This is a genomic window from Actinomyces oris (assembly GCF_001929375.1).
Lineage (GTDB): Bacteria > Actinomycetota > Actinomycetes > Actinomycetales > Actinomycetaceae > Actinomyces > Actinomyces oris_B.
In genome coordinates this window covers 150,085-169,891 of record NZ_MSGO01000038.1, presented here as the reverse complement: position 1 = coordinate 169,891, position 19,807 = coordinate 150,085, and the positions used below count along the sequence as shown (strand labels likewise).

The following is a 19,807-nucleotide window of genomic DNA, read 5'->3' as shown; positions in this document are numbered from 1 at the left end:
GGCGCCGGAGGAGTGTCTTCTTCCGGCGCCGGGCCCCTCAAGACCTCAGCGGTTCCAGCGGTCCCAGCGACTTCGACGGCTGCTGCGTCCCCGGTGCAGTGGTTCGGCTAGAGCAGGTCCTCTCGGCCGGCCGCCTTGAGGGCGTCGACGACGCTCTTGACGTCCTGGGCGTGCTCGGGGGTGGTGACCAGGAGGGCGTCGGGAGTGTCGACGACGACGGTGCCCGGCACTCCCAGGAGCACGACCGTGCGTCCGCAGGTGGAGGCGACGAGTGCGCCGTCGGAGTCGAGGGCGTGGACCTCCGGGTGAGGGGCCGCGGGGGCGGCGTCGCCGGCAGCGTTGGTGCCGGCAGTACCGTCGACGTCGTCAAGGACGCCGGCCCCGGTGGCCGGCCCCTCGGTGCGCGGCGGAACGAGGTCGGTCAGGGCGTCGAAGCCGCCGACGTCGTTCCAGCCCATGGAGACCGGCACGGTGGCCACTCCCCCGGCGGCGGCCACCGGCTCGGCGATGGCGTGGTCGATGGCGATCTTCTCCAGGGCGGGCCAGCGCTCGGCCAGGACCTCCTCGCGCTCGGGGGCGTCCCAGACGGCGGCGATGGCCTCGATGCCCCTCGCCAGCTGGGGCCTGAGCTCGGTGAGGTGGTCCAGGAGGACGCCGGCGCGGACCACGAACATGCCTGCGTTCCAGCGGTAGTCGCCGGTGGCCAGGTAGGCGGCGGCGGTGTCGGCGTCGGGCTTCTCGGTGAAGCCCAGGACCCGGCGCCCGTCGGGGGCCCCGGGCACGTCGGTGGGGTCGCCGGCGTGGATGTAGCCGAAGGCGGTCGAGGGGCCGGTGGCCTCGATCCCGATGGTGACCACCCATCCCTGCTCGGCCAGGCGGGCGGCCTGGCGGACGGCGTCGGCGAAGGCGGCCCGGTCGGCCACGGTGTGGTCGGCGGCGAAGGAGCCGACGACGGCGTCTCGCCCGTGGCGGCGGGCGATGACGGCGGCGGCCAGGCCGATGGCCGCCATGGAGTCACGCGGGGAGGGCTCGGCCAGGAGGTTGTCGCGCGGGATGCCCGGGAGCTGGTCGGCGACGGCGGCGATGTGGGCGACACCGGTGACGACCGTCGTGGTGGAGGTCAGCGGGGCCAGGCGATCGACGGTGTCCTGCAGGAGGCTGCGGCCGGTCCCGGTGAGGTCGAGGAGGAACTTGGGACGGTGGCGTCGGCTGAGCGGCCACAGCCGGGTGCCCGCGCCTCCGGCGGGGATGATGGCGTGAATGGCCGGCGTCGAGCCGTCGGAGGGAGCCGAGCCGCTGAGATCGACGGCCGGAGTGGAGCCGCCAGGGTTGCCGGGGTTACCAGGAGTGTCAGTCACTGGGACAGGCTATCGCCTTGGCTCGCTACCTGTTCGCCAGGCCGGAGTCAAGGCCGCGCCCAGGCTCAATCCTCACGGGATCGGCACCGGGGGGACGTAGTCGGGGTGCGCCGTCGGGTCCGCCTCGAGGCTTCCGGTGATGGACTGGCGGGGCCAGGTCAGGGTCTCGGGCACGGAGAGCGTCACGTAGTTGGGGCGCTCGTGGGCGTGGACCTCGTCAGGGTGGTCGACGTCGCGGGGCAGCGGCGGGTTGGCCATCCAGGCCGCCACGAGCAGTACGACGCGGCTGGTCAGGTGCAGCCACAGGATGAGGACGGCGATGGCGGCGAAGGAGGCCAGCAACGGGTTGCGCGTCACCGAGCCGACCGCCCCGGTTCCCACCTGGCGCAGCACGCCCAGGGTCAAGGCGCCCAGCATGCAGCCCTGCACCAGGTCGCGTCGGGGAGGGCGGATGCCGCACATGGTGATGAGCAGCGCCAGGACACCGGTGTCGATGAGGAAGGACAGCAGGAGCGTCGTCATCCACGCCCCGGTTCCGGTCAGCGACTGCGGCAGCCCCAGGGCCCGACCGACGCTGCCCGACAGCATCGTCGTCACCACCGAGGCGACGGCGGTCACCAGCACTCCGGCCACGATGACGAGGAACCCCGCAATATTCGCCAGCTGCCCGATCACCGGCCTCATGACGGGATTGACCAGCCCGAACATGGCCCGCAAGGCGATCTTGAGAGTGCCCATGAGGCTGATGACCGAGTAGATGAAGGCCCCGGCCGCCAGCACCGATCCCAGGTTGAGCGCCGAGGAGAGCGTCAGCTGCTTGACCGAGACCAGCCCCTTGCCGTCGCCGGTGTCGATGACACCGGGCAGCAGAGAGTTGATGGAGTCCACGACGGCAGCCCGGATGGTGGGGTGCTGGCCGAGCATCGCCATGAGCATGCTCACGCCGATGACGAGCACGGCGAAGACCGAGAACATGCCGGTGTAGGCGATCCCTCCGGCCATGAGCGCGCCGCGCGCCGTGCCGTAGCGGACCAGGGCCCGGCCGCCCCGTGTGCGCCGTCCGGCGGCCAGCAACGCCTTGACGCGCTCGATCACATCGAGACCACCGGAGTCGTCGGGACCGCCGGCACCGCGGGCGCCTGACTGCCAGCGGGGGCGCCGGAGGCGAGGGAGCCTCCGAAGGCGAAGGCGGCCACCACGTCCCAGCCCCCCTCCGAAGCCGAGCACCGGCTGCCGCTGTGGTCGGCGGGCCGGCCGCGATGACGGTAGAGATGAATCTCGGTGACGGTGAAGTCCATGGTCAGGTCCGCGCCCTTCCTCGCCGCGGTGTCGAGGCCGTCCTCGGCGACCTCGTGAGCCAGGGTCACGTGCGGGTGGAAGGGGAAGCTGAGCGAACGGGCCAGGGGTCCCCGGCGGTCGCGCACCCGCGCCTGAAGACGGTCGCACTCCTCAGCGCCGCTGCGCAGACCGAGGTAGACCACGGGACTGACGGGCCGGAAGGTGCCGACCCCGTCAAGACGCACCCCGAAGGGGCTCGTCCCGACAGCCACGTCGCGCAGGTGCCGCATGACCTCCTCCAGGGAGTCGACGTCGACGGCCGTGGGCGGCAGCAGCGTGATATGAGGCGGTACGACCTCGGCGAGAGGATCCCCGGCGGCCTGCCGCACCGCACGCACCTGGGCGGCGTAGTGGGAGGGCAGGGCGATGGCCACACCGATGACGCACTGGTGCGCGTCTGGTGCGGGGATCTGCATGACTCCTGAGCTCCTACGGGATGACTGGCTGATCGGGCTGATGTGAGTTCCTGCGTCCGGAGAACGCATGACCACGCGGGTGACCCGAACACATTACCGTGTCACGCCCCTGTTATCCCAGCCGGGGGCGCGACACGAGCGGGATAAGTGTGCCATGACCGACCGAACGGGTGGAACATCGGCACCCCTCCCGCTGTGCGACTCTGTGCGGGAACGTGCGAACATGGCGTTTTTGGCGCCGAGGTCTGGCAGACTGGCCCCATGCAACCCGGCCTGTCAGCCTCCGCCGTCGGATCGCCCCGCCCGGCCCCGATGCTCGCCCGTCAGCGCCAGGAGCACATCCTGGAGCGGGTCGCAGCCACCGGCGGGGTCCGGGTGGCCGACGTCGTCGAGGAGCTGGGGATCTCCGAGATGACCGTGCGCCGCGACATCACCGAGCTCGTCACCCAGGGGCTGGTCGAGCGCGTCCACGGCGGGGCGGTGGCGGCCGGCCCCACCACCCTCGAGCCGCGGTTCACCGCCAAGTCGACTCTCAACCTGGAGGCCAAGCGCCGCATCGGCCAGGCCGCGGCCGCCATGGTCCGCCCCGGGGACTCCCTGGCACTGTCGGCCGGGACCACCACGCTGGCGCTCGCCCAGGCCCTGACCGACCTGGAGCACTTCCCCACCTTGACCGTCATCACGAACTCGCTGCCCGCCGCCCAGGTGCTCTTCGACGCCGCCGACGCCGCCCGCGCCGAGAACCGCGACGCCCCCACGGTGGTCATCACCGGGGGCGAGCGCACGCCGTCGAACGCCCTGGTGGGGCTGGTGGCGGTTGACGCGCTGCGCACGATGCGCGTGGAGTGGGTCTTCCTGGGCGCCCACGGCTTCACTCCCGAGGCCGGCCTCATGACCCCCAACCTGCAGGAGGCCTCCGCCAATCAGGCGCTGGTCGCCGCGGGGCGCACGGTGGTGGCCACGCTGGACTCCTCCAAGTGGGGGGTCCTGGGGCTGCGCTCCTTCTGCGCCACCCGGGACATCGGGGTCCTGGTGACCGAGGCCGAGCCCGACGCCGACGGCGTCGACGCCCTGCAACAGGCCGGCACCCGCCTGACCATCGCGACCTGCCCCCGCCCCTCTCCACCGGCCCCTTCCACAGCCTGTCCGCCCACCCTCACAAACACCCAACACAGGAGACCACGATGACCAACGATGCTCCCGTCTTCGCCCCTGCACTGAGCCCCAAGGAGGGCTCCGAGGCCGCGACCGCCCTGTTCCGCGAGGTCTTCGAGGCCGAGCCCGACGGCGTCTGGTACGCCCCCGGGCGCGTCAACGTCATTGGCGAGCACACCGACTACAACGGCGGCCTGGCCCTGCCCATAGCCCTGCCCCACCGGGCGCACCTGGCGCTGCGGCGCCGCGAGGACCGCGTCGTGCGCCTGGTCTCCCCCCAGACCCGGGAGAAGGTCGACGTCATGGACCTCGACACGATCGGCCCGAAGGGAACCCCCGGGGAGGTGGAGCACTGGGCCTCCTACATCGCCGGCGTCGCCTGGTCCCTGGAGCGCGACGGCTTCGAGAACCTGCCCGGCTTCGACGCCGCGCTCGTCTCCTGCGTGCCTCTGGGAGGCGGTCTGTCCTCCTCGGCGGCCCTGGAGTGCTCGGCGGCCGTCGCCATCGACGAGGTCGCTCACCTGGGCCTGGCCGGGACTGCGCAGGAGCCCGACGACACCGGGCGCGCCCGCCTGGTGACCAGCTGCGTGCGCACGGAGAACGAGATGGCCGGGGCCCCCACCGGCGGCATGGACCAGTCGGCCTCCCTGCGCTGCCGCGAGGGCCACGCCCTGGAGCTGGACTGCCGCGACGGCTCGGTGACCCACGTGCCCTTCGACCTGGCAGCCGAGGGCCTGGCCCTCCTGGTCATCGATACCAAGGCCAAGCACTCGCTGGACGACGGCCAGTACGGGGCCAGGCGAGCCGCCTGCGAGCGCGCCGCCGAGATCCTCGGGGTGGAGCTCCTGGCGGACATCGCGATCGAGGACCTGCCCGGAGCCCTGGAGCGGCTCTCCGGGGCCGACGACGCCGACGAGCTGGTCAAGCGCACCCGCCACGTCGTCACCGAGATCGACCGTACCCGCCGGCTCGTCTCGCTCCTGCAGGACGGGCGCCCCCTGCGCGGTGAGAAGCTCGCCGAGGCGGGCAGGCTCATGGATGCCTCGCACGAGTCACTGCGCGTGGACTACGAGTGCACCTGCCCCGAGCTGGATGTGGCCGTGGAGGCGGCCCGCGCCGCCGGCGCCCACGGGGCGCGAATGACCGGTGGCGGGTTCGGCGGCTCGGCGATCGCCCTGGTGGACGCCGACGCCGTCCACGCCGTGGCCGCCGCCGTGGCCGACGCCTACCGACGTGAGGGCTTCAACCCGCCGGCCTTCCTCGACGCGGTTCCCGCCGCCCCGGCCGGACGGCTCGTCTGAGCAGCGCAGCGCTCCGCTGGGACCCGCACCTGACGGTGATCAGCCCTCTCCAACCCTGGTTGGAGAGGGCTTTCAGCGTTCCTCCTTCAGGATGAGGTCAGGCAACCACCCCTGCCGTAGTCTCTGTGCGTATTAATCAGGATCCCGGTCTTTCTACCCGGTGCTGATTCCGTTGCCTTCCATGGAGGACGCCGTGAAGCGCTTCGTCTGGCCCGCCCTCAAGACCCTCATCGCGGTGGTCGTCGCCGTCGCCCTGGTGAAGATCGCCTTCTTCCCCTCGCACAGCAACGGCACGAGCGCTGACATCTCCCCCGGTTACGCCGCTGATGTCAAGACCGCCACCGTGACCACCGGCAGCATCTCCAACACGGTCTCGGTCAAGGGGCACATCGTTCAGGACGCCACGGTCGAGGTCCAGGCCGACCTGGCCGGCGTGGTGGACTCCGTCGCCGTGGAGAAGGACAGCCAGGTCAGTGCCGGCGACCCACTGCTCTATATCAAGCACTCCGAGTCCCAGCCCCCGACGACCAAGACCGATGAGAGCGGCAACGTCACCCAGACACCGACTGAGGACAAGGTCACCTGGTCCACGATCTACGCCCCCGTCAGCGGCACCGTGAACCCCAAGGTCATCAAGCAGCAGGAGACCGGTGTCGGCGTCGTCGTGGCCACCATCACCCCCTCGACCTACTCGGCCACCGGCACCGTCAGCGCCGCGCAGCAGTACCGGCTCACCAACGCCCCCACTGCCGCGACCCTGACCCCGGAAGGGGGCCCGGCGCCCTTCCAGTGCAACAGTCTCAAGGTCGGCACCAAGGCCTCCACCTCCACGACCACCGGTGGGGACGGCTCGACGACGACCACCTCCGGTGACGGCACCAGCGTGGAGATGCGCTGCGCGGTTCCCGGAGACCAGAAGGTCTTCGCCGGCATGCCAGTGACCATCAGCGTTGACGCGGGCAGCGCCTCAGACACCCTGATGGTTCCGGTCACCGCCGTGGAGGGCAAGGTCGGCTCGGGCTTCGTGTGGCTGGTGCCCGAGTCCGGGGACACCTCCAAGGCGGTCAAGACCGCTGTGAAGCTGGGGATCACGGACGGTACGAACATCCAGATCACCGCCGGTCTCAAGGCCGACCAGCAGGTCCTGCAGTTCGTCCCCAACAAGGACACGCGCCGCACCGGGACGCCGGACACCTGCGAGCCGGACAACTCCGCCTGCTACGACTCCGAAGGCAAGGAGATCCTGTGAGCGGGCTGCTGGAGCTGCGGGAGATCACCCGCACCTTCACCGTTCCCGACTCCGATCCCCTGCAGATCCTCACGGGAGTCAACCTGAGCGTCTTCCCCGGTGAGCACGTGGCCATCGTGGGACGCTCGGGAACGGGCAAGTCCACCCTGCTCAACATCCTGGGCCTCATCGACAGGCCGACGTCGGGCCACTACGCGCTCTCCGGCACCGACACCTCCCGGCTCGGGGAGAGTCGCCGCGCCCACCTGCGGGGGCAGACCTTCGGTTTCGTCTTCCAGTCCTTCAACCTCATCCCGGGGCTGACCACCACCGAGAACGTGGCCGCCCCGCTCCTGTACGACACCGGCAGGGCCTTCTGGACCCGCAGCGCGCGGGCCGCGGAGCTGCTGGAGGCGGTGGGCCTGGGAGACAAGGTGGGCTCGCCCATCTCACGTCTGTCGGGAGGCGAGCAGCAGCGGGTGGCCATCGCCAGGGCGCTGTCCCGCCGCCCCAGCGTCATCCTGGCCGACGAGCCCACCGGCGCCCTCGACGTCGACACCGGCAACTCGGTCATGACGCTCCTGGAGCGCCAGTGCGCCGAGAACGGCGCCGCCCTCATCATCATCACTCACGACCTGGCCGTGGCCGGCCGCGCCCACACGCAGTACCGGCTCGATCACGGCACCCTCACCCCGATCTCCGTCATGCGTCGCAAGGTCGGCAGCCTCGAGGAGTTCGGTGAGGTCGTCGCCCCTCCGGCACCCCCCGCCCCGTTAGTGCCCACCAGCCACGAAGGAGCCTCATGAACGGCATTCTCACCGGATTCTTCGGCGCCATCGTCGAGGCCTGGGCCCAGCTGCGCATCGGCAAGCTGAGGGTCCTGCTGTCCCTGGTGGGCGTGGCGGCGGCGGTGGCGGCCATGACCTTCGTCATCGCCCTGGGTCAGGTCTCCGTCGATGCCATCAACAAGGTCAGCGAGAAGTACACCGGCCGCCCGGGCACGGTGACGATCAACGTCAGCCCCACCGGCAAGGGCCTGGACCAGGCCCTCCAGGCCGATGACGCACCCGAGTCGAGCACCGGCGGAGACTCAGGCGGCAGCGGCGGCAGCGGCGGCAACGGTGCGGGCGGCGCGGGTAGCGCGGGCGGCGCGGGTAGCGCGGGTAGCGCGGGCGGAGGCTCCACGACCAGCGCTGCGACCGCGGCGAAGATCTCGGGGGCGATGAACAGCTTCGTCGAGCGCTACGAGGTCAAGTCCTGGGCGACGACCTACACCTCCAACGTCCGCTTCTCCTTCCCCGACGGCGCTCGGAGCGTGCCCACCCAGACCGTGAGCCTGAGCTACGGGCTCCTGCACCACAAGACCGTCTCCCAGGGGCGCTGGTTCACCGCACAGGATGAGGACGACCTCTCCCCGAGCATGGTCGTCACCCAGGGCTTCCTCGACGCGCTGGGGATCCAGCAGCTCACCGAGCCGGTCACCGTCACCTCCTTCTCCCCCGTGCAGACCTCCTTCACGATCGTCGGCGTCCTGGAGGCGGAGGATCTTGCCCTCATGGGTTGCAGCGGCGACCCCGAGCGGGACGCGGGCCTGCCGTGCACACAGCCCGTGACCGCCTTCGCCCTCAACACGCCCTACGAGCACTGGCTGCCCAAGGACGCCGCCCGGCCCGCCCCCACGCTGGAGATCTGGGCCGGTCAGGACGGTGCGAAGGAGGTCGCCGGCCTGGCCAAGAAGGACCTGGACGCGCGCTTCGGTCAGGGATCGACCCAGGCCGAGGACAACCTCAAGGGCGGCGGCATGGTCTCCAGCGCGAACACCTTCACCCAGGTGGTCACGGCCGCCGGCGTGTTCGTCATGCTGCTGGGGGCCCTGAGCCTGGTCAACATCTCGCTGGTGACCGTGCGTCAACGCATCCACGAGATCGGGGTGCGGCGTTCCTTCGGGGCGACGAGCCGACGCATCTTCTTCTCCATCATGCTGGAGTCGGTGGTGGCCACCGTGGTCGCCGGCGTCGTCGGCATCGGGATCGCGATCGTGGGGATGCGCGTCATGCCGCTGAGCACCTTCCTGGGCATCCCGGTGGCCACGACCCCGCCCTTCCCCATGGTGGCGGCCGTCATCGGCCTCATCGCGGCCACCGCCGTGGGCGCGCTGGCGGGCATCATCCCGGCGATCGTGGCCACCCGCATCCGGCCGATCGACGCGATACGCTACTGAGACACCGGTCGACGGGCAGACCGCACGCGAGAGTCCTCGCCCGCCCTACCGGCAGCGGCTGGCACGCACAGCTGTCAGCGGAGCGGATCGAGAACTGCGTTCTCCGACCAGAACGTACTTCTCCCCCAAACGGTGATGGTGGAACCCCAGTCGTTTGTAGGACAGCGCAGTCCCCGGCGAATAGGTAAGTCCCCGATGCGGGCGGGCGGGCCGGCGGTCAGTGAGCCTGAGCTGAACCGGCGCGCCAACCCCCGGCCGGCGTCGTGTCACCCCCCTTCGCCGGGGCAGGTTCTCAGCGGCGTCCTCAGAGGTACTCGACGACGAGCGGGGCGTGGTCGGACCAGCGCGAGGCGTAGTCCGGCGCCCGGTCCACGGTGACGCTGCGGGCCCGCTCGGCCAGGGCGGGGGTGAGGACCTGGTAGTCGATCCGCCAGCCGGTGTTGTTGTCGAAGGCCTTGCCGCGCTGGGACCACCACGTGTAGGGCCCCTGCTCCTCGTCCCCCACCAGGTGGCGCGAGGCGTCCACCCAGCCGGAGGCGAACCAGCCCTCCAGGTGGGCGATCTCCTCGTCCATGACACCGGCGATCTTGTTGTGGTTGGGCTTCCAGTTCTTGATGTCGCGCTCGGAGCGCACCACGTTGAGGTCCCCGGCCATGAGGACCTGAGGGCCGCCGTCGCGGGCGGCGGCCAAGAGGTCGGCCATACGGGTGTCGACTTGCTCGAGGTGGGCGTACTTCTGGTCCATCTTCTCGGTGCCCAGCTGACCCGAGTGCAGGTAGGCGGAGATGACGGTGAGCCGCTCGACGCCGTCGAAGCCAGTGAGGCTCAGGTCGGCCTCGAGCCAGCGACCGGAGTCGACGTCGGGCTCCTCGGTGCCCGGAGCGGCCACGCCGTATCGCAGCTCGCCGAGGGTGGCGGGGCCGCCCTCGCGCACGGCGACGCCCACGCCCGCACGCCCCTTGATGCGGCAGGGCCAGATGGCGGCCTCGTAGCCGGGCAGGAGGTCGACGGCGATCTGCGCGTCGGCCCGGACCTCCTGGAGCAGGAGGATGTCGGGGGCGGAGGCGGTGAGCCACTCCCCCATGCCCTTGCGGGCGGCGGCCCGGATACCGTTGACGTTGACGGTGGCGATACGCATGGCGGCAAGCCTACGCGCTCGGCCCTGAGCCTGAGACGATAGGGTCATGAGCGACGCCGGTATGAGTGCCAGCACCGTGAGAACCGTTCACGTCCTGGTCCAGGGCACGGTCCAGGGGGTGGGCTTCCGTTATCACTGCGCCTACACGGCCCAGGAGCTGGGGGTGGTGGGGCAGGTCCGCAACCTGCCCGACGGCGACGTCGAGGTCATGGCCCAGGGCGAGTCGGAGGCCGTGGGCCGGCTGATCGCGTGGCTGCGGCACGGCCCCCGGTGGGCCTCGGTGCGCCGACTCACCGTCACCGACCTGCGCGCCGGCTGCCTGGATGAGCGCAGGTTCGAGATCACCGGGTGAGAGGATCGGGTCATGAATCCCGACGACGTCCGCACACCGCGCAGCGCACGGCGAGTCGGCGTGTGGATGGCCGTCATCGTCATCGCCGCCGTCCTCCCCGTCCTGGCTCAGACCTCGCTGCTGTCCCGCATCAGCGCCCTGTTGTGGCTGGCCTCCATGCCGCTGTGCATCCTGGGCTGCGCGATGCTGGCCAAGGAGCTGGCGGCACGTCGCGCCTCCAGGCAGGAGGAGGACTGAGCCTCCAACGGTCAACGGTGGTCAGTCACAGCCGGCACTGACGGGGCGGATGAGGAGAGCCTCATCCGCCCCGTCAGCCGTCTGCTGGCCGCAGCCTCGCTGTCAGCCGGTCTCAGAGCCGGTCAGGCGACGCCGACGCAGCATGAGCGCGACACCGCCGCCGGCCAGGAGCAGCAGGGCGATGCCTCCCAAAAAGAGCGCCTGGGTTCCGGTCAGGGGCAGACCGGCCACAGTCTTCTTGGGGCTCGTGGTGGGCGAGGCGGTGCTGTAGTCGGTGACGCCCGGCTTGCCCTGACCGGGCGGAGTGGTGGAGTCCTTGCCGTTGTTCGACCCGTTCCCGTTGGAGCCCTTGCCGTTTCCGGGGATGTCACAGGTGCCGGTCTTGGCGTTGCAGGGGTTGGTGATCGGTTTGTCGGTGAAGCCCAGTCCCTGGGTGCGCAGGAGAACCGTGGAGTCGAGCTGACCGTCCTGGGCGTCGGCGATGGCCACACGCACGTGCACCTTCTGCCCCGGGGTGACGGAGGCCTGGCAGGGCAGGGCGGAGGTGTAGCCGTTGAACTCCACGGGGATCCGCCCCGGCGTGTGGCCCGAGACATTGGCCGTGTAGTAGGCGGCGTTCGAGGACTCGTTGATCGAGGCGGCGCTCACGGCCGTCTGGGTGCCGGGGACGTGGGCGCACTCGGTGCCGTTGACCTGGATGCTCAGCGGGTCCTTGTATCCGCGGGACTGCCAGGGGGCCGGGGTGCCCTCGGTGGCGCCGGCGTACTCCTCGGAGCCGAGGCTGTAGTAGAGGACGATGTTGGAGCTGGTGGCGGTGACGTCGAACTCCAGGACGGCCTCGTCATAGACGTCGGTGCCGGCCACCTCGGCCAGTCCCGCTGGGTCCTTGACGACGCCGAAGTCACCGGTGGTGTCCAGGGCGTCGTTGGGTCCCAGGACCGCGGAGCGGGTGATGTCGGTGTCGGAGTCGGCGGTGGGATCGGGGTCGATGAGGGATCCGGTGGACAGGGCGACGCCCTCGGTGATGGCGTTGCCGTCACCGGGCAGGCCCTTGACCGTGCCGATCTGGACGTCCTTGCCGGAGACGGACGCGTTGGAGACTGTCGCCTTCGGACCGGCGACCATCTGAGCCAGGGACTGGGCGCTCACCGTGGAGGTGTCACGTAGGGAGGTGGTGGACTGCCCCGCCGTGTTCGGCGCGGTAGCGGCCACCGCCGGGCCGGCCGCGCTCAGGGCGAGCGCAGCCATGAAAGCGATTGTTGATGCGGATAACCGTCGCAGACGGATGGGAAGAGTATTCACAGGATCTCCGTTAGACACGGGGCCGCCCGGCAGCGGACGACCACCTGAACCGACAGGCTGGGAGACCAGACAGCTCACGGAGAACGCATTCAAGACTAACCGGCCGATAACACATTGGCCTGTGGTCTATGTCACCAATATTCCAAAAACCTCAACAAACCCTGAGAACACAGGGCCTACGTCTTTGGTAGCAGTGTCCCGATATTGACAGAGCGGTCCAAAGGCCTGTCCTCCACCTCCAGGTTCTCCTAAGGTTGGGGCTGGGAGATCAAGAACATCGGCTCACGGCGCACTGACACCCTCATCCCTCATGAGTAAGGACAGTACGGACAATGACCGTGACACACACTTCGTTCCGCGCCCGTCGCAGACGACTGGCCGCGGCGCTGACACTCGGACTCCTGGTGGCCGGGTCCGGCACCACCGCGCTCGCCGATGAGACGCCCTCCCCCAGTGCCTCCCCCACCGCCACCACAACCGCCGAGGCCTCGCCCGAGGCGGGAGCGGACCAGAAGAACGACCAGTCCCCTGCCGGCCAGGCGCAGGCGAGCCAGAGCCCCACTGAACAGGGCCAGGCGGGTCAGAGCGACCAGCAGGCCGCCGGGGCCGCCGTCCAGGACGCGAACGGATTCAAGGCCGACAACCCCGGCTGGGCCAACGCCACCAAGCACACCGGTGCGGCGCACGGGGTCGAGGAGAACTACACCGCCAAGTGGACCCGCGCCGACGCCATGCAGATCCAGCGCGTCTCCAACCCCAATGCGCCGTCGGGCACCAACTCGATGCCCGAGCAGCTCACGATGCCGGAGATCTCCAACGGCTTCCCGGCCACGAGCCAGGACGTGTGGGTGTGGGACACCTGGACGCTGACCGATGAGGCCGCCCACCAGATCTCCTACAACGGCTGGGAGATCGCCTTCTCCCTGGTGGCCGACCGGCACGCCGGCTACACCTTCGACGACCGCCACACCCACGCGCGTCTGGGCTTCTTCTACCGCAAGGCCGGCACGCAGACCTCCTCGGCCGACGGCGCCAGCAGCTCCAACGGCGGGTGGGTCTACGGCGGGCACGTCTTCCCCGACGGCGCCTCAGGCTCGATCTTCGAGGACCAGAGCTTCACGGCCCAGACCGAGTGGTCCGGTTCGGCCCGCCTCATGGAGGGCAACAAGATCCGCATGTTCTACACCTCGGTGGCCTTCTACAACACCACCACCGGCGGCAGTGGCGACAAGGGCTCCGGTCAGGAAGGCAGCAATGCGGCCTCCAAGCCCTACGACCCGCGGATCGTGCAGTCCGAGGGACGCATCTACGCCGACGAGAACGGCGTGTGGCTCACCGGTTTCCGCACCCAGCACCAGCTGCTCGTCCCGGATGGCAAGTACTACCAGACCCGCGAGCAGAACCCGGGCGTGAACTTCCGCGACCCCTTCACCTTCCGTGACCAGAACAACCCCTCGGACCCCACCGAGTACATGGTCTTCGAGGGCAACTCGGCCTTCGTCCGTGAGCAGCAATACGTCGACGCCGCGGCCAAGGCCGGGCAGAACACCGCTCTGGCCACCTGCACCGCGGAGGACCTCGGCTACGCGCAGGGCGACCCCAAGGCGGAGACGGTCGAGGCGGTCAACCAGCGCGGCGGCCGCTACCAGCTGGCCAACGTGGGTCTGGCCCGTGCCACGAACAAGGCGATGACCCAGTGGGAGTACCTGCCTCCGCTGCTGAGCGGCAACTGCGTCAACGACCAGACCGAGCGTCCGCAGATCTACTTCCAGGACGGCAAGTACTACCTGTTCACGATCTCGCACCGGGAGACCTATGCCGACGGGCTCCAGGGCCCCGAGGGCGTCTACGGCTTCGTGGGTGACGGGCTGCGAAGCGACTACAAGCCGCTCAACCAGAACACGGGTATCGCACTGGGCAACCCCATCAACCTCAACTTCAACCCGGGCAAGCCCTACTCGCCGGACTTCAACCAGAGCCCGTACGCCTTCCAGTCCTACTCGCACTACGTCATGCCCGGCGGCCTGGTGGAGTCCTTCATCGACTCCATCGGCGGCAACAAGGACGGCAACCCGGTGCGCGGAGGCTCACTGGCCCCGACGGTGAAGCTCACCATCTCCGGGGACACCACTTCCGTGGACCGCACCTACGGCACCAACGGCTTGGGAGGCTTCGCGGACATCCCCGCCGACCGGGCCCGCAGCAACGGTGGTGACACCCGCCCGCAGCGACTGAAGTAGACGCCGCGCTCAGGGCATCACTGCTCGAGCAGGAGGTGGGGCCGTCGGAACCTCTGTTCCGACGGCCCCACCGTCATCATCCGTCGTCGAAGCGTGCTGCAGTACGCCTACAGGGCGGCCGACAGCGGGGTGAGGCTGCCCGAGGCGATGGTGGCCGTGCCCTTGGCCCCCAGGACGATCTCCTGGCAGGAGGGGTCGGTGAAGACCAGGAGGCTGCCGACCGTGGCGCCGTCGTCGACGAAGACCTCGAGGCTGGAGCGGTCCAGGTAGAGGTGCAGACGCACCGTGGAGCCGGTGGGGTGGTACTGCGTCTGGCGGCGCAGGGCGAAGTCGGTCCGGGTCCCCTCGTCCTTGCCGCCGACCTGCGTGAGCCCGCCGTCGGTGCGGTCGAGGTAGAGGGTGCCGGTCGAGATGTCGACGCCGACGCGCACCTCCTGGGTCCTGCCGTCAACCGTGCCGCGGGCCAGGCCCAGCCAGGCCTCGGAGGCCTGGGAGACGTCCAGAGTCAGGTCGATCTCGACCGTGCGGCCCGAGCCCAGAGCCGTCACCGTGTCGGTGGCCTTGAGGCCGGAGATGTCGGTGGCCCGCCCGCGCAGCGCGTCGAGCTCGGGGACGGGTTTCTGCACGAGGGTGCGCGTGCCGCCGACGGTGGTCAGGGACAGCTCGCGCGGGATGCTCATCTCACCGCGCCAGTCCCCGGTGGGCAGTGAGTAGGGGTAGTTCCAGTTGCCCAGCCAGGCCATCCACACGCGGCGGCCCTCGACGTGCTCGAAGCTCTGGGCGGCGTAGAAGTCCTGGCCGACGTCGGTGAAGCGGGTCTGGCGGTCCTCGGGGAAGAAGACGGAGCCGTCGAAGTCGCCGATGAAGTACTGGGCGGTGGAACCGGCCGTCTCCTCGTTGGCGCCCACCGAGAGGGTCATGACCCAGCGGGTGCGGCCGTCGCTGGAGTCGGTCAGGGGGAAGAGGTCGGGGCACTCCCACACGGCGGCGTGCGAGCCGACGCCCTGGCCGAAGTCGCTGGCATGGGTCCAGGTCTTGAGGTCGGTGGAGCGGAAGAGGGAGACGTGGTCGCCGGCGGAGACGATCATGATCCAGGCCTTGGAGTCCTCGTGCCAGAAGACCTTGGGGTCGCGGAAGTCCTTGCGCCCGTCGTTGGGGATGACGGGGTTGCCGGAGAAGCGCTGCCAGCTCCTCCCCCGGTCGGTGGAGTAGGCCAGGGACTGGGCCTCTCCGCTCTCGGTGGAGGTGTAGACGGCGACCATGCCGCCGCCGGTGACCAGGCCGGAGGTGTTGGCTCCGTCGACGACGCAGCTGCCGGACATGGCCAGGCCCTGAGCGTCGTGCTCGAGGGCCGTCCCCTGGCGCTTCCAGTGCACCATGTCCGAGCTGATCGCGTGGCCCCAGGTGCCGTCCTGCTGGTGGAAGAGGTGGTACTCGCCCTCGTGGAGGACCAGGCCGTTGGGGTCGGCGAGATTCCCCGTGGCGGGGCTGTAGTGGTAGGCGGGGCGGTAGGCGGCCGAGGCCGGCGAGTCGGTGGCCGTGGGCGCCGGCGAGCTCCGGCGCCCGGCGGAGCAGCGAACCAGGACGGCTCCGCCCACGATGAGGGCGCCGGCACCGGCCGCGCTGAGGATCAGGGTCCGACGCCGCAGGCCGGTCCCGTGCGATTGCGGGTCCTGGGTGCCGGTCGCGTCCGGCGAGGGCGCCACCGGCGCCGCGTCCCCAGGGGCCGGCGGACATGCCTCCGGCTGAGTCGGCTCAGGTTCCGAGGAGCTCGTGGAGCCTGCCGACTCAGCCGGATGGGTGGGGTGGTGAGGATCCAAGGGATGGGCGCCGTGGGACTCGTCCGTCATGACCTCAAGGTTATCGGCCGGTCAGACGAGGGCGGCGCCCTCTAGAGCGAGCGCTCCGCGGTCTCGACCACGTTGGCCAGCAGCAGGGCGCGGGTCATGGGCCCCACGCCGCCGGGGTTGGGCGAGAGCCAGGAGGCCACCTCATCGACGCCGTCGGCGACGTCACCGGCTATGCGGCCCTTGCCGGTGGCGGGGTCGACGACGCGCGAGACGCCCACGTCCAGGACGACGGCGCCGGGGGCGACCATCTCCGGGGTGATGATGCCGGGGCTGCCGGCCGCCGAGATGACGACGTCGGCCCGGCGCACGTGCTCGGCCAGGTCCGTGGTGCCGGTGTGGCAGATGTCCACGGTGGCGTTGACGTCCTTGCGGCCCAGGAGCAGGCCGATGGAGCGGCCCACCGTGACCCCGCGGCCGACGACGCACACGTTGCGGCCGGCCAGGTCGATGCCGTGGCGCTCCATGAGCTCGATGCAGCCGCGCGGCGTGCAGGGCAGGGGCGAGTCGATGGGCCCGGAGGCCCGCAGTACCAGGCGCCCCAGGTTGGTGGGGTGCAGGCCGTCGGCGTCCTTGTCCGGGTCGACGCGCTCCAGGATCGCGTTGGTGTCCACGCCCGCCGGCAGCGGGAGCTGGACGATGTAGCCGGTGCAGGCGTCGGCGGCGTTGAGGCGGTCGACGGCGGCGGCCACCTCGGCCTGGGTGGCGCTGGCCGGCAGGTCCTCGCGGATGGAGAGGATGCCGACCTCGGCGCAGTCGGCGTGCTTACCGGCGACGTACTTGACGCTGCCGGGATCCTCCCCCACCAGGACCGTGCCCAGGCCGGGAGTGACTCCGCGCTCGCGCAGCGCCGCGACACGCTCCTTGAGCTCCGCCTTGAGGGCGGCGGCCGTGGCCTTGCCGTCCAGGACCCGGGCCGCCCCGCTCCAGGGCGCCCTCACTGGTCCAGCCCCGGGTAGAGGGGGAAGGCGTCGGTCAGGGCTCGCACGCGGCCGCGCAAGGTCGCCAGGGTCTCGTCATCGGCGGTGCCGGCGGCGCCTTGGACGAGGGTGGCGGCGATGATGTCGGCGACCTCGGTGAACTCGGCGTCACCGAAGCCGCGGGTGGCCAGGGCGGGGGTGCCGATGCGCAGGCCGGAGGTGACGCGCGGGGGCCGCGGGTCGAAGGGGACGGCGTTGCGGTTGACCGTGATGCCGGCGGTGTGCAGGAGGTCCTCGGCCTGCTGGCCGTCCAGGGAGGAGTCGCGCAGGTCCACCAGCACCAGGTGGACGTCGGTGCCTCCGGTGACCAGGCTGACGCCGGCGGCACGCACGTCGTCGGCCCCCAGGCGCTCGGCGATGATGGCGGCGCCGCGCACGGTGCGCTCCTGGCGCTCGCGGAACTCCTCGGTGCCGGCGATCTTCATGGCCACGGCCTTGGCGGCGATGACGTGCATGAGGGGGCCGCCCTGCTGGCCGGGGAAGACGGCGGAGTTGAGCTTCTTGCCCCACTGCTCGGCGCGGCTGGACAGGAGCATGCCGGAGCGGGGGCCGCCCAGGGTCTTGTGGACGGTGGTGGACACGACGTCGGCGTGCGGGACGGGGTTGGGGTGCAGGCCGGCGGCGACGAGCCCGGCGAAGTGGGCCATGTCCACCCACAGGGCGGCGCCGACCTCGTCGGCGATGGAGCGGAAGGCGGCGAAGTCGAGGTGACGGGGGTAGGCGGACCAGCCGGCGATGATGACCGTGGGACGCTCGCGCAGGGCGGCCTCGCGCACCTGGTCCATCTCGATGCGCATGGTGGTCTCGTCCACGCCGTAGGCGGTGGCGTTGTAGTTCTTGCCGGAGAAGTTGATCTTCATGCCGTGCGTGAGGTGGCCGCCGTGGGCCAGGGACAGGCCCAGGAGAGTGTCGCCGGGGGTGGCCAGGGCGTGGAGGACGGCGGCGTTGGCCTGAGCCCCGGAGTGGGGCTGGACGTTGGCCCACTCGGCGTCGAAGACGGCCTTGGCGCGCTCAATGGCCAGGGACTCGGCGACGTCGACGACCTCGCAGCCGCCGTAGTAGCGGCGCCCCGGGTAGCCCTCCGCGTACTTGTTGGTCAGGACCGATCCCTGGCACTCCAGGACGGCCCGGGGAACGAAGTTCTCCGAGGCGATCATCTCCAGGGTCTCGCGCTGGCGGGCGAGCTCGCCGGTGAGGACCTCGGCGATGTCCGGGTCGAGCTCGGCCAGCGGCTGGTTCAGGGACGGGGTGACGGCTTGCGCGGTCATGTCTCTCCTCAGGTGTGGGGCGCACGCTGCGCCGTGGCAGGCGGCTGTGCGCGCACTGGTGGGCGATCCGTGGCCCAGGCGGGCGACCCCGGAGTCGTGTTCGTGCCGCTCCCCGGTGGTGATCCACCCGGCGCCAGTCGCGACGGGGACACCCTACCGCGCCGGGGCGGAGCCGTGCCGCCTTGGGGTGGGGCTCGCGCCGTGGGGTGGGCGCTCAGCCCTCCTGGTCCTCCTGCCCGAACCAGTCGCCCAGGCCGTCGTCGGCGCCGATCCAGGCCAGGGCCTGGGCCATCTCCTCGGGGCGCAGGAGGATCCGGGCGAAGGCGCGGCGCACCTGCTCGCGCATCTCCTCATCGCCCACGCCGGTGACCACGAGGTGGCAGCGGGGCTCGCCGGCGGCATCGTCGCCGGCGGCGGAAGGGGTAGCCGGGACCTCCGCCCAGGTTCCGGCGTCGCCGACGCTCACGGCGCCTCCGGCGACCTCCCAGGTGCACACCCGGCCGGGGCGGCTGGGCAGCCAGAAGCAGCCGCGAGCGCACAGGCCCTGACCGGCCAGGTCGACGACGAGGGACCGCAGGCGTCCGGGGTGGAAGGGCAGGGTGGCGCTGAGGTCCAGGGTCCACACGCCGTGCTCGTCGGGGCCGCCCCAGGCGCTGGTGGTGGCGGGGTGGATGCGGCTCAGGGAGGCGGCGACGTCGTGGGTGAGGGAGGCGAGGGTCTCCAGGAGGGGCGCGTCGAGCCCCGGGAGCAGGAGGGCGTCGTGAGGGCGCAGGTGCTCGATGAGGTCGGCCCCGGCGGGGTCCTCGTCACGTCCCAGGGCCAGGACGACGTCGGCGTATCCGAGGTTGTTCAGGTGGACGGCGCCCGTGCAGCGACAGTCACCGGGGAAGGCGTTCAGCAGGCGGTGCTCGAGGAGCTCGTCCAGGGCGGTCGTGGCGTCCAGGACGTGGCCGGCTCCGGCCAGTCTCACGCCGGTGCCGGCGAGCTCCTCGGCCAGTCCGGGCAGGAGGTGGGCGAGCTCGATGGCCGCCGGCAGGAGGATGACAGTGGTGCCGCCCGGCTCCTGGGCGGCGCGGTCCTGGGCGACGGCGGCCAGGACCTCCCGCAGGGAGCAGGTGGGGCAGGTGAAGGGCATGGGGACGTCAAGTGTGACCGGTTCGTCGTCGAAGCCCTCGGCCGAGCTGTGGCTGACGAGCCGGACCAGGTCGTCGGCGGCGTCGCCGCTCCCGGCCTCCTCGTCGGCGCCGAAGCGGAGCCCGGAGCGGATGACGACGGCGTCCTGGCCGGCCAGGGCGAGATCGACCAGGTCCAGCAGGGCGGGGTCGACGGCGCCGATGACGGCCAGGGTGTGGCGGCCGCCGGCTGCGGCCGGGGAGCCGGGGATGTCAGCGAAGTTGCCGGCAAAGTCATCCGAGGGATCGGTCAC

The 19,807-nt window shown here is 70.9% G+C and carries 17 protein-coding genes and 1 riboswitch; of the genes, 8 read left to right on the top strand and 9 right to left on the bottom strand.

Annotated features, from left to right (window positions below):
• Nucleotides 1-107: 107 nt before the first annotated feature.
• From BKH32_RS09595 to BKH32_RS09585, 3 genes are all read right to left on the bottom strand, one after another.
• The gene (locus BKH32_RS09595; protein ID WP_075249809.1) at nt 108-1,358 is read right to left on the bottom strand and encodes a mannose-1-phosphate guanylyltransferase; all 1,251 of its coding nucleotides are present in this window, start codon (nt 1,356-1,358) and stop codon (nt 108-110) included.
• 72 nt (nt 1,359-1,430) lie between these two features.
• Nucleotides 1,431-2,453 (bottom strand): YihY/virulence factor BrkB family protein, encoded by a 1,023-nt coding sequence (locus tag BKH32_RS09590; RefSeq protein WP_075249808.1) that lies wholly within the window; start codon nt 2,451-2,453, stop codon nt 1,431-1,433.
• Nucleotides 2,450-3,112, bottom strand: coding sequence for a 2'-5' RNA ligase family protein (locus BKH32_RS09585; protein ID WP_075249807.1), 663 nt, complete (start codon nt 3,110-3,112; stop codon nt 2,450-2,452). Before BKH32_RS09585 ends, BKH32_RS09590 begins: the two co-directional genes overlap by 4 nt.
• A 312-nt stretch (nt 3,113-3,424) precedes the next feature.
• Here BKH32_RS09585 and BKH32_RS09580 point away from each other — a divergent pair, with 312 nt between their 5' ends.
• From BKH32_RS09580 to BKH32_RS09560, 5 genes are all read left to right on the top strand, one after another.
• Nucleotides 3,425-4,300, top strand: a complete 876-nt coding sequence (locus BKH32_RS09580) for a DeoR/GlpR family DNA-binding transcription regulator (protein ID WP_075249854.1) — start codon at nt 3,425-3,427, stop codon at nt 4,298-4,300.
• Nucleotides 4,297-5,568 carry a galactokinase gene (gene galK / locus BKH32_RS09575; RefSeq protein WP_075249806.1) on the top strand — a complete coding sequence of 424 codons (1,272 nt, stop codon included), beginning with the start codon at nt 4,297-4,299 and terminating at the stop codon, nt 5,566-5,568. The genes BKH32_RS09580 and galK overlap by 4 nt, the downstream gene beginning before the upstream one ends.
• Nucleotides 5,569-5,749: 181 nt before the next feature.
• Nucleotides 5,750-6,817: an efflux RND transporter periplasmic adaptor subunit gene (locus BKH32_RS09570; protein WP_075249805.1), complete on the top strand. Its 1,068-nt coding sequence runs from the start codon at nt 5,750-5,752 to the stop codon at nt 6,815-6,817.
• On the top strand, nt 6,814-7,602 hold the full coding sequence (locus BKH32_RS09565) for an ABC transporter ATP-binding protein (RefSeq protein WP_075249804.1): 789 nt from the start codon (nt 6,814-6,816) through the stop codon (nt 7,600-7,602). Before BKH32_RS09570 ends, BKH32_RS09565 begins: the two co-directional genes overlap by 4 nt.
• Nucleotides 7,599-9,017, top strand: a complete 1,419-nt coding sequence (locus tag BKH32_RS09560; protein WP_075249803.1) for an ABC transporter permease — start codon at nt 7,599-7,601, stop codon at nt 9,015-9,017. Before BKH32_RS09565 ends, BKH32_RS09560 begins: the two co-directional genes overlap by 4 nt.
• 304 nt (nt 9,018-9,321) lie before the next feature.
• On the opposite strand, the gene BKH32_RS09555 is transcribed toward BKH32_RS09560, so the two are convergent.
• Entirely contained in the window at nt 9,322-10,155 is an 834-nt protein-coding gene (locus BKH32_RS09555) for an exodeoxyribonuclease III (protein ID WP_075249802.1), read from the bottom strand.
• Between the two features lie 46 nt (nt 10,156-10,201).
• Here BKH32_RS09555 and BKH32_RS09550 point away from each other — a divergent pair, with 46 nt between their 5' ends.
• Nucleotides 10,202-10,507 (top strand): acylphosphatase, encoded by a 306-nt coding sequence (locus BKH32_RS09550; protein WP_075249801.1) that lies wholly within the window; start codon nt 10,202-10,204, stop codon nt 10,505-10,507.
• Between the two features lie 12 nt (nt 10,508-10,519).
• Entirely contained in the window at nt 10,520-10,744 is a 225-nt protein-coding gene (locus BKH32_RS09545; protein WP_075249800.1) for a hypothetical protein, read from the top strand.
• A 102-nt stretch (nt 10,745-10,846) separates the two neighbouring features.
• On the opposite strand, the gene BKH32_RS09540 is transcribed toward BKH32_RS09545, so the two are convergent.
• Nucleotides 10,847-11,992 (bottom strand): choice-of-anchor L domain-containing protein, encoded by a 1,146-nt coding sequence (locus BKH32_RS09540; protein ID WP_075249799.1) that lies wholly within the window; start codon nt 11,990-11,992, stop codon nt 10,847-10,849.
• Between the two features lie 386 nt (nt 11,993-12,378).
• Between BKH32_RS09540 and BKH32_RS09535 the strand changes: the two genes are divergently transcribed.
• Nucleotides 12,379-14,286, top strand: a complete 1,908-nt coding sequence (locus BKH32_RS09535) for a glycoside hydrolase family 68 protein (RefSeq protein WP_075249798.1) — start codon at nt 12,379-12,381, stop codon at nt 14,284-14,286.
• A 107-nt stretch (nt 14,287-14,393) separates the two neighbouring features.
• Here the strand turns inward: BKH32_RS09535 and BKH32_RS09530 are convergent, their stop codons facing one another.
• From BKH32_RS09530 to BKH32_RS09515, 4 genes are all read right to left on the bottom strand, one after another.
• Complete coding sequence (locus BKH32_RS09530; RefSeq protein ID WP_075249797.1) at nt 14,394-16,136, bottom strand: glycoside hydrolase family 32 protein; 1,743 nt, start codon at nt 16,134-16,136, stop codon at nt 14,394-14,396.
• A gap of 41 nt (nt 16,137-16,177) precedes the next feature.
• A complete protein-coding gene (locus tag BKH32_RS09525) occupies nt 16,178-17,074 on the bottom strand; it encodes a bifunctional methylenetetrahydrofolate dehydrogenase/methenyltetrahydrofolate cyclohydrolase (RefSeq protein ID WP_075249796.1) in 897 nt (298 codons plus the stop codon).
• Nucleotides 17,071-18,381, bottom strand: a complete 1,311-nt coding sequence (gene glyA, locus BKH32_RS09520; protein WP_075249795.1) for a serine hydroxymethyltransferase — start codon at nt 18,379-18,381, stop codon at nt 17,071-17,073. Before glyA ends, BKH32_RS09525 begins: the two co-directional genes overlap by 4 nt.
• Before the next feature lie 65 nt (nt 18,382-18,446).
• Nucleotides 18,447-18,532, bottom strand: a riboswitch (ZMP/ZTP riboswitch).
• Between the two features lie 63 nt (nt 18,533-18,595).
• Nucleotides 18,596-19,807 (bottom strand): GTP-binding protein, encoded by a 1,212-nt coding sequence (locus tag BKH32_RS09515; RefSeq protein WP_075249794.1) that lies wholly within the window; start codon nt 19,805-19,807, stop codon nt 18,596-18,598.